Here is a 12664-nt window from a genome sequence, read left to right as displayed (position 1 = left end):
CCATGAGCATCGTTTCCCTTCCGCAACACCTCAACAGCCTGCGCCAGCGCGCCGACGGCCCGGCCGCGGCGCGGCGCCAGCAGCTGGAAGTCGTCTCCGAACAGTTCGAGGCGATGTTCCTGCAGCAGATCCTCAAGCAGATGCGCAAGGCCGGCGACGTGCTGGCCGCCGGCAACCCGATGCGCAGCCGCGAACTGGACACCATGCGCGACTTCTACGACGAAGTGCTCGCCGAGAGCCTGGCGACCAAGCGCCAGACCGGCATCGCCGACATGCTGGTGCAGCAGCTCTCCGGCGGCCTCGACGGCACCGCGCCGGCACCCACCGCGCTGGGCCTGGCCAGTGCCGGGCCAGCGGGCCAACACGCCCTGCGCGGCACCTGGCAGCGAGGTATGGAGGCTCTCGACAACGCCTGGGCGGCGGGCAAGGCCAGCTTCCAGGCGCTGGTCGCCAGCGTGATCAAGCACGAGTCGAGCGGCAATGTCGCCGCCGTCTCGCCCAAGGGCGCGCGCGGTCTGATGCAGCTGATGCCGGGCACTGCCCGCGACATGGCCGCCGAGCTCGGCCTGCCGTTCAGCGAGGCACGCCTGACCAGCGACGCCGAGTACAACAAGCGTCTGGGCAGCGCTTACCTGAACAAGTTGCTCGAACGCTACGACGGTCACCAGGCGCTGGCGCTGGCGGCCTACAACGCCGGGCCGGGCAAGGTCGACGAGTGGCTGCAGCAGCATGGCGATCCGCGTGCCGGCGACATCGACGCGGCGAGCTGGGTGCAGAAGATTCCCTACGCGGAAACCCGCGACTACACGCGCAACATTCTGCGCGACCTGCAGGCCGCAACGGTGCGCCAGAGCGAGCCGCAGGCACAGGCCGCCCCGGCGCATCCGCAGTGGTCACAGCCAGCGCAGGACAGCCTGGATGCCGCCGAACGCCTGGCCAACGGTCAGCTGCTGGCGGCCGCGCAGGGCTGGCGCGCGAGCAGTGCACTGCGCGCCGAGGTGCCGGCGCAACGACCTGCGCTTAATTCCGCCGCCGCGCCGGTCGCCCTGAATAACCAGCAGCGAAGCGGCGGGCACCTGTCCGTGGCCTTCGCCCAACCGATCCGGATCGAGTCGAAGGAAGTCGTGTCGTGAGCATTCTCAGCCAGATTGGCTACAGCGGGGTTCGGGCTTCGCAGATCGCCCTCAGCGCGACCGGGCAGAACATCGCCAACGTCAACACCCCGGGCTTCAGCCGCCTGGCGCCGGAGCTGCATTCGCTCGGCGGGCAGACCGCCTCGAGCGTCGGCGGCGGCGTGCAGGTCAGCAGCATTCGCCGGCTGTCCAACGATTTTCAGAACCAGCAGCTGTGGCGCGCCAGCACGGAGAAGAATTACTACGGCACCAGCCAGCAGTACCTCACGGCGCTGGAAGGGCTGATCGACAGCGAAGGCTCCAGCGTCAGCGTCGGCCTCGACAACTTCTACGCCGCGCTCAGCGAGGCCAGCTCGACGCCCGAGTCGATTGCCCTGCGTCAGCAGATCCTCAGCGAGGCCAAGCAGCTGGCGCAGCGCTTCAACGGGCTGAACGCCAACATCGGTACCCAGCTCGGCGCCCTCGAAGGCCAGCGCGTGGCGATGGTCAGCGAGATCAACGGCCTGTCGAGCAACATCGCCGAACTCAACGCGCAGATTCTCGAGATGGAATCCTCCGGGCGCGATACCGCGACCCTGCGTGACTACCGCGAGAACCTGATCAAGGACCTCAGCCAGTACGCCGGCATCCGCGTGCAGGAAGCCGCCGACGGCAGCCTCAGCGTGTCGCTGGTCAACGGCCAGCCGCTGGTCGCGGGCAACACCGCCGGCCAGCTGCAGGTCAGCGAAAACCTCGCCGGCGAGCAGGAACTGACGCTGGTCTTCGCCAAGACCTCCTTCCCGCTGATCCAGGACGGCCTCGGCGGTTCGCTCGGCGCACTCTACGACATGGAATACGGCGCCCTGCGCCCGGCCCAGGACGACCTGCACGCCATGGCCGGCGCGCTGGCGCAGGCGGTCAACGACACCCTGGCCGGCGGCTTCGACCTCAACGGCGACCCCGGCCAGCCGCTGTTCGTCTACAACCCGGCGAGCACCAGCGGCATGCTCGCGGTCGGCACGCTGTCGACTCAGGAGCTGGCGCTGTCCTCGGTGGCCGGCGAAGTCGGCAACAACCAGACGCTGCTGGCACTGCTGGGCAGCAAGACGACGAGCGTCACCGTCGGCGGCGATGCGGTACCGCTGAACGATGCCTACGCCGGACTGGTCGGGCGCGTCGCCAGCGCCAGCCGTCAGAACCAGGCCGACCACGCCGCGGCCACCACCGTCGCCGAACAGGCCCAGGCCCAGCGCGACAGCGTCAGCGCGGTCAACCTCGACGAGGAAGCGGTCAACCTGATGGCCTACGAGCAGGCCTACCAGGCCAACATGAAGGTGATCAGCACCTCCAACGAGCTGTTCAACGCCGTGCTGGCGATGTTCTGAGCCACCTGACGAGAAGAAGACCATGCGCATCTCCAACGCCCAGATCACCGCCACCATGCACGGCTCGCTGAACAACAGCTCGGCCAAGCTCGGCAAGCTGATGCAGCAGATGGCCAGCGGCGAACGCATGCTGCGCCCCTCCGACGACCCGATCTCGGCGGTGCGGGTGCTGCGCATCGAGCGCGAAGAGGCGACACTGGCGCAGTACCGCACCAACATCGCCAACGTCTCGGGCAACCTGTCCAAGCAGGAAACCAACCTCAAGGCCGCCTCCGACACCATGCTCAGCGCCCGCGACCTGCTGCTCTGGGCGGCCAACGGCAGCAACACCAGCGAGGACCTGGCGGCCATCGCCAGCGAACTGCAGAGCCTGGAAAACACCATCGTCAGCTTCGCCAACGTGCGCGACGAGGAAGGCCGCTACCTGTTCTCCGGCACCTTCAGCGATCGCCCGGCGATCACCTTCGACGCCGTCACCGAGACCTACAGCCTCACCGGCAACGATCAGCACCGGCAGGCCGCGGTCGCCAACGGCGTGCTGGTGGAGGAGAACGTCACCGCCGCGCAGGTGTTCGGCGCCGGCGTGGACATGCTCAACGAGCTGCACGCACTGGTTAAGCAGCTGCAGGATCCGGCGCTGGACGCCAGCGATCCGGCCGTGGGCGCGCAGATCGCCGCCAGCATGAACAGCCTCGACGCCACCCACAGCGAGCTGCTCGGCGCGGTCACCGAACTCGGTGGCCGGCAGAACACCCTGACCCTGCTGACCAGCAGCAACCAGGACGTGTCGCTGGTCAACCAGAAGATCGAGGGCGAGCTGTCGACCCTCGACTATGCCGGCGCCAGCATCGACCTGAACAACTACCAGCTGGCGCTGCAGGCGACCCAGAAGACCTATCTGAAGATCAATGGCCTGTCCCTGTTCGGGATGCTCTGAGCGAGGGATGCCTGAATGAAGATCGGCAAGCAGCTGCCGGCTGTTTCCGCAGTCAATCCGCAGGAGCGCCGTCAGGCGCTGGTGCCCGATGCGCCGGTGACGTCGCGCCGCGCCGCGGCCAGCGAAACCGCGATCGCCGAAGCCGGCCAGCGCAAGAGCACCAGCTTCAGTCTGCAGCTCAATCAGCAGCTGTCCTCGATGCAGACCGCGGAAAGCTACCTGGCCGACCTGCACAGCCGGCTGTCGCAGCTCAAGCTCAGCCTCAGCCGCGAACTCGGTGCGCCGGGCCAGGCGGCAAGTCAGGAGGCCATCCGCGAGCAGTTCCAGCAGGTCGACGAGCTGCTGCAACAGCGCAGCACGCGTTCGGGCAATACGCTGGATGCCAACTTCAAGCTGCGGCTCACCGAGCCGGTGCGCAGCCGCTTCAGCCTGCAGGGGCTGGACTCGCTGGATACCATCCGCCAGTCCGGCCGCGAGACGCTGCTGTTCAGCGGTGGTCGCCAGCTGGCCGAGCCGGTGGCGGTGGTGCTGGATGACAACCTCAGCGACGAGCAGATCCTGCGTCGTTTCAATGCCACCCTCGGCAATGCCGGCATCCGTGCCGAGCTGGATCAGCACGGCCAGCTGAAGTTCTCGGCGCGCGAGAGCGAATGGCAGCAGCTCAAGGACCAGCTGGCGGTGCAGGGCGAGGACAAGCTGTTCGCCAAGGGCCGCTTCCAGCGCCTGCAGAGCCAGGAAGAGCGGGCCCTGAGTTTGCCCGCCGAGCCGCAGCTGGATTCCTTGCGCGAATTGCGCCGCCTGCTCGACAACGTGGTGGCGGGTCTGGACAAGGTCACCGCGCTACGCGAACAGCTGAGCCAGCGCCAGCGCGAGATCCGCGAATTCCTCGCGCGCCAGGCCGATGCCGACGAGCAGCAATGGGCGCTGGAGTTCTCCCGCGAGCTGTACGAGCTGATGCAGCGCAGCCCGTCGAGCTATGCCGCGGTCACCCAGACGGTGGTGGCGCAGGCCAACATCGGCCGCTTCGCCGTGGTCAGCCTGCTGTCCTGAGCCAGCGGGCCGTCAGCCTGTACGCCGCCGGCCGGCCAGCGCTTTCCCGCTGATTGCCACCGGCAGGCTGAGCGCCGCCCAGCTCAGCCAGTCACCGATACCATCGGAAACCAGTCCGGCGAGCAGGCCGAGCGCCGAGACCTGCGCGATGACCAGCGGCCACAACCAGATGCGCATCATGTCCGCGCCTCCGTTGCGCCACGCTTGAGCCAGAGGTACAGGCCGCTGGCAAGCACGACGATGGTGAGGATATCCAGTAGCGCCCACAGCACCTTCAGCGGCAGGCCGCCGTAGTCGCCGAAGTGCAGCGGCTCGGACAGCTGCAGCGCGGTGACGTACCAGGGCCGTGCGCTGGCTTCCAGCACCTCGCCGCTGGCCGGGTCGACCAGCAGCGCCTGGGTCAGGCGCGAGGTCAGCGGCGTGTCGCCGCGCAGGATCACCGCGACGTGCTCCGGGGTGGCGCGCAGGGTGCCGGGGTAGGCGATCATCGAGATCGCCATGCCCGGCGCGGCGGCCAGCACGCGGTCGACGGCGGCCTGCAGCGAGCCGTCCGCAGCGGGAGCATCACCGGCAGCGGCAGTCAGCAATACCCGCGTTTCGCCGGCCTGCAATGCGGCGACCTGCTCGGCCTGCCAGCCCTTGAAGATCAGGTCCGCCCAGGTGTTGATCACCCCGGTGAAGCCCACCGCCAGCGCCCACACCAGGGTGACGATGCCGAGCAGATTGTGCAGGTCGAGCCAGCGTGTGCGCGGCGCCCGCTCGCGACGCACCTCGGCGAAGTCCAGCTTGCGCATGAACGGTGCATAGAGCACCACGCCGGAGACGATCGCCACGACCAGCAGCAGGCCCATGAAACCGAGGAACAGCTTGCCCGCTAGGCCCGCATAGAGATCCACGTGCAGGCGATACATCACGCTCATGAAGCCCTCATCGAACGCCGGCACGTCGACCACGGCGCCGGTGCGCGCGTCGGAGAGGATCAGCCGCGACTCGCTCTCGTCGGTATCCACCCGGGTGTCGAGCTTGAGATACCAGAGGTCGGGCAGGTCCTCCTCGGCGAAGAAGTACAGCGGCACTAGGCCCGGATAGGCCTTGACCGCCTCGGCCGCGACCTGATCGAGCGCGATATGCGGCGTGCCCGTCGGCATCGGCGGCGCGGCGACCTCGCTGCCGGTCAGGTGCTCGATCTCGTGGGAAAAGATCAGCGGCAGGCCGGTCAGGCACAGCAGCAGGATGAACAGCGTGCAGATGAGGCTGGACCACTTGTGGACCCAGCCCCAGCCACGCAGGGTACGTGCCTGCATCAGAAGTCGACCGTGGCGCTGAGCGACAACGTGCGCGGGGCGCCGAGAACGAGGTAGTTGGCGTTCGGGTAGCCGCCCACCGAGGCCCAGTAGTCGCGGCCTGTGACGTTGTCCAGGCGCGCGCGCAGGGTCACGTCACGCTCGTCGATGACCATGCGGTAGCGCGCGCCGAGGTCCAGACGGGTCCAGGATGGCGCTTGCATATCGTTGGCCACGTCGGCGTACTGGCTGCTGGTGTAGACCACGCGGCTGGTTAGGGTCAGGCCGTTGCTGCCCGGCACGTCCCACTCGCCGCCGATATTGGCCTGGGTGCGCGGCACGCCGATCGCACGGTTGCCCTCGTTGATGCCGTCCTGGGTGCTGGTCAGCTCGGCATCGAGCAGGGTCAGGCCGCCGAGCAGGCGCACGCCGTAGGTCGGCTCGCCGAACACGGACAGCTCGATACCGCGGTTGCGCTGCTCGCCGCCATCGGTGAACACGCCATTCTCCACGGTGCTGAACGGTCGGTCGGTGGTGAACAGCGCCAGACTGCCGCCCAGGTTGCCGCCGTCGTACTTGATGCCGACCTCGGTCTGCTCGGAGACATAGGGCTCCAGCGCCTCGCCGGCATTGACGATGGCTACGCCACCGCTGCTCGCTGGAGCGATGTCGCCCTTGACCAGACCTTCGATGTAGCTGGCGTAAACCGACAGTTCGTCGGTGAGTTGGTAGATCACGCCGGCCACCGGGCTGGTCTTGTAGCGGTTGTAGGAGGACAGGCGGTCGCCGCTGTTGTAGTCGTAGCTCTTGGCCTCGATGCCCTGACGACGCGCGCCGAGGGTGAGCAGCAAGCGGTCGTCGAGGAAGCCCAGAGTGTCGGCCAGCGCCAGGCTCTGGGTGTGGGTGCGTTCGGTGACGCCAGGATCGGACATCTGGCCGCCGGTCCAGGTGGTGCCTGGCATCGCCGCGTCGAACGGGTCGTGGATATCGGCGGCAAGGTTGCCCGACATGCCGTAGGCGTTGCGTGCTTGCAGATCGAACATCGCCGCGGACATCACCCACTCGTGGGAGACGGCGCCGGTGTTGCCACGGGCGCGCAGGCCGACTTCGCTGGTGAAGACGTCCTCCTCGCGCACGTTGTCGAAGCGGTAGAAGGTGCCCGCGCCGGAGCGGCCGGCCTTGATGCTGGCCAGGCGGTTCTTCTCCTCGCCCTCGCGCACGCCGGCGGCGAGCCAGCCGGTCACCGCGTCGGAGAAGTCGTACTCGGCGCGCAAGGTGCCGAAGGTCTGCTTCTCCTTCGAGTAGGTCCAGGGCTGGGCGAAGTTGTCCTCGGCGTCCGGTGCGCTGGGGATGCCGCCGTTGGGGGTGACGCTCGGGCGCGGCTGGTCGATGAAGTGGTACTGGTGGCCGATGTCGCCGGACAGGCGGAAGTTGTCGCCCTGGTAGTCGAGACCGAGGGCGAACATGTCGAGGGTACGCTCCTCATCCTCGACGGTGGTCTCACCGGCGCGCTTGGCAGCGTTCAGGCGTACGCCGAAGCGCTCCTCGGCGCCGAAGCGGCGGGCGATGTCGGCATGGGTCATGGCCTGGCCGCCGCTCTCGGCGCCGAGGGTCAGGCGGGTCAGCGGCTCGTTGGGCGCGCGCTTGGGCAGGATGTTGATCGCCCCGCCGATGCCGCTGCCGCCCGGTGCTGCGCCGTTGAGGAAGGTGTTGGCGCCGCGGAACACTTCCACGCGCTCGATGAACTCGGCGGCAACGTACTGGCGCGGCAGCAGGCCATAGAGGCCGTTGTAGGAGATGTCGTCGGAATACACCGGGAAGCCGCGTACCACGTACAGCTCCTGGAAGTTGCCGAAGCCGCGCGCCACGCGCACGGAAGGGTCGCTCTGCAGCACGTCGGAGACGCTGCGCGCCTGCTGGTCCTGGATCAGTTGCGAGGTGTAGGACGTCGAGGTGAACGGCGTTTCCATGTAGTCGCGGTTGCCGAGGATGCCGACACGGCCGCCGCGCGCCACCTGCTCGCCGGCGTAGGGCTGCGTCAGGCCTTCGGCCGAGGCATCGGCGCTGGCCGTGATCTCGACGGACTGCAGCTCCACCGGCTCGCCGGTATTGTCCTGTGCCTGGCTTTCGGTTCGTTGCTGGGCCATCAGCGGCGAACTGGCGAAGCCGGCTAACAGGCAAACGGGTAGCAGTGCGGTTTTACGCGGCAAGCGGAGAGTGGGCATGGCGGACCTGAACGGGCGTTGGATTGCGAAGGGCGATGACGGCGCAACGATTAGTTGGGAGTTTGTGCCATCTGTGAGCCATTATCATATTCTAATGATAACAATTCGCAACCGTGTTCCGTCTGATGCCTCCTCGTGGAAATGCTGGGCGGGGCGTCTGGCGCGTGGATTCCTGGCGCTGCAAAAAAAAAATCGGCCGGCCTGTCGATTGCCGAGCGCGTCGAACGACCAGGTGAGGAACAGCCGTTCAACCAGACGACAGGAGATCAACATGAACGAGCAAAAGCACCATGACGAAGCGCGCATCCGCCAGCTTCACGAGGAGTTCGAGCGCGCCATTGCCGCCAAGGACCTGGACCGCATCCTTGCCCAGTACGCCGACGAGCTAGTCGCCTTCGATGCCGTCGGGCCGCTGCAATTCAAGGGCGTGGCCGATTACCGCGCGCACTGGCAGCGTTGCTTCGAGTTCTGCCAGGGTGAAGGCTTCTTCGAAACCCATGAGCTGCATGTGGAGGTCGGCGGCGAGCTGGCCTACAGCCGCATGCTCAACCATTGCGGCGGCCCCAACGCCGAGGGCCAGATGCAGAGCGCGTGGATGCGTGGCAGCCGGGTCTGGGCGCGCCGTGACGGTGACTGGAAAGTGATCCACGAGCATTTCTCGATGCCCTTCGACATGCAGACCGGTCAGGTGTGCATGGACGCGGAACAGCCGGGCGGCTGAGTCGCGCACGGTACTCGTCGCTCTGCGACATCACGCCGACTGTCGCCTGCTAGCTTTACTGTGGTGGCGACAGTCGGAGAGCAACGATGAAATACCTGTGCCTGATCTATTACGACGAGCAGCGTGTGGACGCGCTGAGTGATGAGGAATGGCAGGCGCTCGTCGCGCGCTGTATCGCCTGTGGTGAAAGGCTGCGTGCCAGCGGCCACATGCTCGCCGGTGAGCCGCTGCAGTCGGTGCGCACCGCCCGCACGGTGCGCGTGCGCGACGGTGAGACCACGGTCGTCGACGGGCCGTTTGCCGAGACGCGCGAGCAGCTGGCCGGCTTCTACCTGATCGAGGCGGCTGACCAGCGCGAAGCCGAGGCCATCGCCGCGCAGATTCCGCCAGCCAGTCTTGGCTGCGTCGAGGTGCGGCCCTTGCGTCAGCTGCCGCAGCGCTGAGCATGCCGCTGACCGGGGCCTTCGCGACGGCGCGCGCCGAGGCGATCTACCGCCGCGAGTCGCGGCGTGTGCTGGCCACGCTGATCCGCCTGCTGGGCGACTTCGATCGCGCCGAGGAAGCCTTGCACGACGCCTTCACCGCGGCCTTGCAGCAGTGGCCACGCGATGGCGTACCGGACAATCCGCGCGCCTGGCTGGTGTCCACCGGTCGCTTCAAGGCCATCGATGCCCTGCGCCGCCGGGCGCGCTTCGATGCGTCGCTGCGGCTGCTGGCCGACCAGCTGGAAGACGTGGCGGATGCAGTGGAGGTCGACGAGATGGAAGACGACCGCCTGCGGTTGATCTTCACCTGCTGCCACCCGGCGCTGCCGACGCAGGCGCGTGTCGCGCTGACCCTGCGCACGGTCTGCGATCTGAGCACCGAGGAGATCGCGCGCGCGTTTCTCGCCACGCCCAGCACCATCGCCCAGCGCATCGTGCGTGCCAAGGCGAAGATTCGCGAGGCGCAGATTCCTTACCGTGTGCCGGAGCGCGAAGCCCTGGCCGAACGGCTCGACAGTGTGCTGCAGGTGCTTTATCTGGTGTTCAACGAGGGCTACGCGGCTTCCGCCGGAACGCAGCTGACGCGCGGGGATCTGTGCGTGGAGGCGATTCGCCTCGGCCGGTTGCTCGCCGAGTTGTTGCCCGAAGCCGAAGCCATCGGACTGCTGGCCCTGATGCTACTGCACGATGCGCGGCGGGCAGCGCGCGTCGATGCGGCGGGTGAGCTGGTGCGGCTCGATGAGCAGGACCGCGGTCGCTGGGATGCGCGCCAGATCGATGAGGGCGTGCGGTTGGTGCAGCGCGCGCTGGCGTCGCGGCGCTATGGGTTCTACAGCCTGCAGGCGGCGATCGCGGCCGTGCACGCCGAGGCGCCAAGCGCGGCACAGACCGACTGGGCGCAGATCGTCGGCCTGTATGACGTGCTGCTGCGGGTCAATCCGTCGCCGGTGATCGAGCTGAACCGCGCCGTGGCATTGGCCATGTACCGCGGGCCGGTGGCGGGACTGGAGCTGCTCGATGAGCTGCAGGCACGCGGCGTGCTGTCCGACTATCACCTGCTGCACGCCGCGCGGGCCGATCTGCTGTGCCGCCTGCAGCGTCCCGCCGAGGCTTGCGAGGCCTATCGGCTGGCATTGCAACTGGTGCGGCTGGCGCCGGAGCGACGCTTTCTGCAGCGGCAGCTGGCTGCGCTGGAGAATGAGGGGAGTGGATGATGGGGTGGCTGAGCGGGCGCGGTCGGGCGCCGCGCTCGGCTGTGCCTATCGGCCCTGGCAGGCGTCCACGCGCAGCCAGCGTTCCAGTAGCTTGAAACCCTGCATCAGCACGAAGGCGATCAGCAGGTAGATCAGGCCGGCGGTGAGGAACATTTCCTCATGCATGTAGGTGCGTGCGGCGATCTTGCGCGCCATGCCGGTCAGCTCCAGCAGGGTGATGGTGCTGGCCAGCGCACTGGCCTTGAGCATCAGGATCACCTCGTTGCTGTAGGCCGGCAGGCCGATGCGCGTCGCACGCGGCAGGATGATGTGCCACAGCGCCTGGCTGCGCGACATGCCCAGCGCACGCGCCGCCTCGATTTCGCCGTGCGGCACGTTCTGGATCGCACCGCGGATGATCTCGGCGATATAGGCGGCGGTGTGCAGGGTCATGGTGATGATTGCGCACCAGTACGGATCACGCAGATACGGCCAGAGCACACTCTGGCGCACCGCGTCGCACTGCGCCGCGCCGTAGTAGACCAGGAACAGTTGCACCAGCAGCGGCGTGCCGCGGAAGAAGAAGATGTAACCGTAGGGCAGCGCGCGCACCGCCAGATGCTTGGACGAACGGGCGATGCCCAGCGGCAGTGCGAGAATCAGTCCGGCGATGACCGAGACACCGACCAGCTGCAGGGTCAGCCAGGCGCCGTCGATGAAGCTCGGCAGCCACTTGATGAAGAGTTCCCAGCTCATGCCGCGCTCCTGACGAATCCGCGGCCGGCGCGTTTTTCCAGAAAATGCATGCCGATCATCGCGACGATGGTCAGGCACAGGTAGATGAAGGCGGCCACCAGGAAGAAGGTGAAGGGTTCCTTGCTGGCGGTCACGGCGATTTGCGAGCGGCGCATGATTTCTTCCAGGCCGATCACCGAGACCAGCGCGGTGTCCTTCATCAGGATCATGAACAGGTTGCCCAGCCCCGGCAGGGCGAGGCGCCACATCTGCGGCAGGATCAGGCGCAGGAAGATGCGCCGTTTACCCAGGCCGAGGGCGAGGCCGGCTTCGCGGTGCCCCTTGGGAATCGCCAGCAACGCGCCGCGGAAGACTTCCGTGGCGTAGGCACCGAAGCACAGGGCGAGAGCGATGGTGCCGGCGGCGAACGGACTCAGCGCAAGATTCTCGATGCCGAACAGTTCGCCGATGCCGCGGATCAGGCCGATGGTGCCGAAATAGATCAGCAGCACCCAGAGCAGCTCGGGTACGCCGCGCACGATGGTCGAATAGGTTCCGCCGAGCCAGCGCAGCGCGCTGTAAGGCGAGGTCTTGGCGAGGGCGCCGAGCAGGCCGAGCACCAGCCCCAGCGCCAGTGAGGCGAGGGCCAGTTGGATGGTCATCCAGGTGCCGGCGAGCAGCGCCGGACCGAATCCGTGAAGGTCAGGAATCATAGAAGCTCAAACACCGAAGCCCGGTCGGCCAGTTTTCAGGCGACCGGGCTTCGGTTCGGTTGGATCAGTAAATGCTGAACGGGAAGTACTTGTCGTTGATCTGCTTGTAGGTGCCGTCGGCGACGATGTCGGCCAGCGCCTTGTTCAGCTTCTCGCGCAGCTCGTCGTTGCCCTTGCGTACCGCGATGGCGATCTTGTCGTTATCGAATACCGGTTCGCCCTTGAACTCGAAATCCTTGCCGGCGTCGCTCTTGAGCCATTCCCACTGCACGAAGGTGTCAGCGAGGATGCCGTCGACGCGGCCGGAAGCCAGGTCCAGGTAGGCGTTTTCCTGGGTGTCGTAGAGCTTGATGTCGACTACGTCGTCGAGGTTGTCTTCCAGCCAGGTGCCGGCGATGGTGGCGCGCTGGGCGCCGATCACCTTGCCGTCCAGGTAGCTTTCATCGGTCTTGAAGTCCACCGACTTGGGCGCCACGAACTGCAGCTTGTTGGTGTAGTAGTGGTCGGTGAAGTCCACCGCCTGCTTACGCTCTTCGGTGACCGACATGGAGGCGGCGAGGAAGTCGAACTTGCCGGCGTTCAGTGCCGGGATGATGCCATCCCAGTCGGAGGTGACCACTTCGCACTCGACCTGCATCTTGGCGCAGAGGGCGTGGGCGATATCCAGATCGAAGCCGACCACCTGGCCGCTGGCGTCGATCAGGTTGAAGGGCGGGTAGGCGCCTTCGGTACCGATCCGTAGTTTTTCCGCAGCGAATGCTTGCGTGCCGATGATCAGGGATGCAGCGGCGGTCAGCAGAATCTTCTTGTAGCTCTTCATGCGGT

The 12664-nt window shown here is 66.9% G+C and carries 13 protein-coding genes; 7 read left to right on the top strand and 6 right to left on the bottom strand.

Annotation, left to right across the window (positions count from 1 at the left end; translation table 11 throughout):
• Positions 1-2 precede the first annotated feature (2 nt).
• From N8H22_RS03230 to N8H22_RS03215, 4 genes are read left to right on the top strand one after another with little or no spacing between them, the layout of a single operon-like run.
• Entirely contained in the window at positions 3-1133 is a 1131-nt protein-coding gene (locus N8H22_RS03230) for a transglycosylase SLT domain-containing protein (protein WP_264589175.1), read from the top strand.
• Complete coding sequence (gene flgK / locus N8H22_RS03225; protein ID WP_264589174.1) at positions 1130-2497, top strand: flagellar hook-associated protein FlgK; 1368 nt, start codon at positions 1130-1132, stop codon at positions 2495-2497. The genes N8H22_RS03230 and flgK overlap by 4 nt, the downstream gene beginning before the upstream one ends.
• A 22-nt stretch (positions 2498-2519) precedes the next feature.
• Positions 2520-3434: a flagellar hook-associated protein FlgL gene (gene flgL / locus N8H22_RS03220; RefSeq protein WP_264589173.1), complete on the top strand. Its 915-nt coding sequence runs from the start codon at positions 2520-2522 to the stop codon at positions 3432-3434.
• 15 nt (positions 3435-3449) lie between these two features.
• Positions 3450-4484 (top strand): hypothetical protein, encoded by a 1035-nt coding sequence (locus N8H22_RS03215; protein ID WP_264589172.1) that lies wholly within the window; start codon positions 3450-3452, stop codon positions 4482-4484.
• A gap of 12 nt (positions 4485-4496) precedes the next feature.
• Here N8H22_RS03215 and N8H22_RS03210 read toward each other — a convergent pair whose 3' ends face one another.
• Genes N8H22_RS03210 through N8H22_RS03200 form a run of 3 tightly spaced genes read right to left on the bottom strand, consistent with a single transcriptional unit; the run spans position 4497 to position 7992 of the window.
• Positions 4497-4664, bottom strand: a complete 168-nt coding sequence (locus N8H22_RS03210) for a hypothetical protein (RefSeq protein ID WP_264589171.1) — start codon at positions 4662-4664, stop codon at positions 4497-4499.
• Entirely contained in the window at positions 4661-5788 is a 1128-nt protein-coding gene (locus tag N8H22_RS03205) for a PepSY-associated TM helix domain-containing protein (RefSeq protein ID WP_264589170.1), read from the bottom strand. Before N8H22_RS03205 ends, N8H22_RS03210 begins: the two co-directional genes overlap by 4 nt.
• Complete coding sequence (locus N8H22_RS03200) at positions 5788-7992, bottom strand: TonB-dependent receptor (RefSeq protein WP_264589169.1); 2205 nt, start codon at positions 7990-7992, stop codon at positions 5788-5790. The genes N8H22_RS03205 and N8H22_RS03200 overlap by 1 nt, the downstream gene beginning before the upstream one ends.
• A 271-nt stretch (positions 7993-8263) precedes the next feature.
• Here N8H22_RS03200 and N8H22_RS03195 point away from each other — a divergent pair, with 271 nt between their 5' ends.
• The 3 genes from N8H22_RS03195 (at position 8264) to N8H22_RS03185 (ending at position 10412) form a co-directional block, all read left to right on the top strand.
• Positions 8264-8713 (top strand): nuclear transport factor 2 family protein, encoded by a 450-nt coding sequence (locus N8H22_RS03195; protein ID WP_054093910.1) that lies wholly within the window; start codon positions 8264-8266, stop codon positions 8711-8713.
• An 86-nt stretch (positions 8714-8799) separates the two neighbouring features.
• Positions 8800-9156 (top strand): YciI family protein, encoded by a 357-nt coding sequence (locus N8H22_RS03190; protein ID WP_264589168.1) that lies wholly within the window; start codon positions 8800-8802, stop codon positions 9154-9156.
• Between the two features lie 2 nt (positions 9157-9158).
• A complete protein-coding gene (locus N8H22_RS03185) occupies positions 9159-10412 on the top strand; it encodes an RNA polymerase sigma factor (protein WP_264589167.1) in 1254 nt (417 codons plus the stop codon).
• Between the two features lie 45 nt (positions 10413-10457).
• Here N8H22_RS03185 and N8H22_RS03180 read toward each other — a convergent pair whose 3' ends face one another.
• The 3 genes from N8H22_RS03180 to N8H22_RS03170 all read right to left on the bottom strand — a co-directional run bounded on the left by N8H22_RS03180 (position 10458) and on the right by N8H22_RS03170 (position 12659).
• Positions 10458-11147 (bottom strand): ABC transporter permease, encoded by a 690-nt coding sequence (locus N8H22_RS03180; RefSeq protein WP_264589166.1) that lies wholly within the window; start codon positions 11145-11147, stop codon positions 10458-10460.
• Positions 11144-11839, bottom strand: a complete 696-nt coding sequence (locus N8H22_RS03175) for an ABC transporter permease subunit (RefSeq protein ID WP_264589165.1) — start codon at positions 11837-11839, stop codon at positions 11144-11146. The genes N8H22_RS03180 and N8H22_RS03175 overlap by 4 nt, the downstream gene beginning before the upstream one ends.
• A 64-nt stretch (positions 11840-11903) precedes the next feature.
• Positions 11904-12659, bottom strand: coding sequence for an ABC transporter substrate-binding protein (locus tag N8H22_RS03170; protein WP_264589164.1), 756 nt, complete (start codon positions 12657-12659; stop codon positions 11904-11906).
• Between the last annotated feature and the right edge of the window lie 5 nt (positions 12660-12664).

This window comes from Stutzerimonas sp. S1, assembly GCF_025966695.1.
Taxonomy (GTDB): Bacteria; Pseudomonadota; Gammaproteobacteria; order Pseudomonadales; family Pseudomonadaceae; genus Stutzerimonas.
This window is presented reverse-complemented; position numbering and strand designations above follow the sequence as displayed.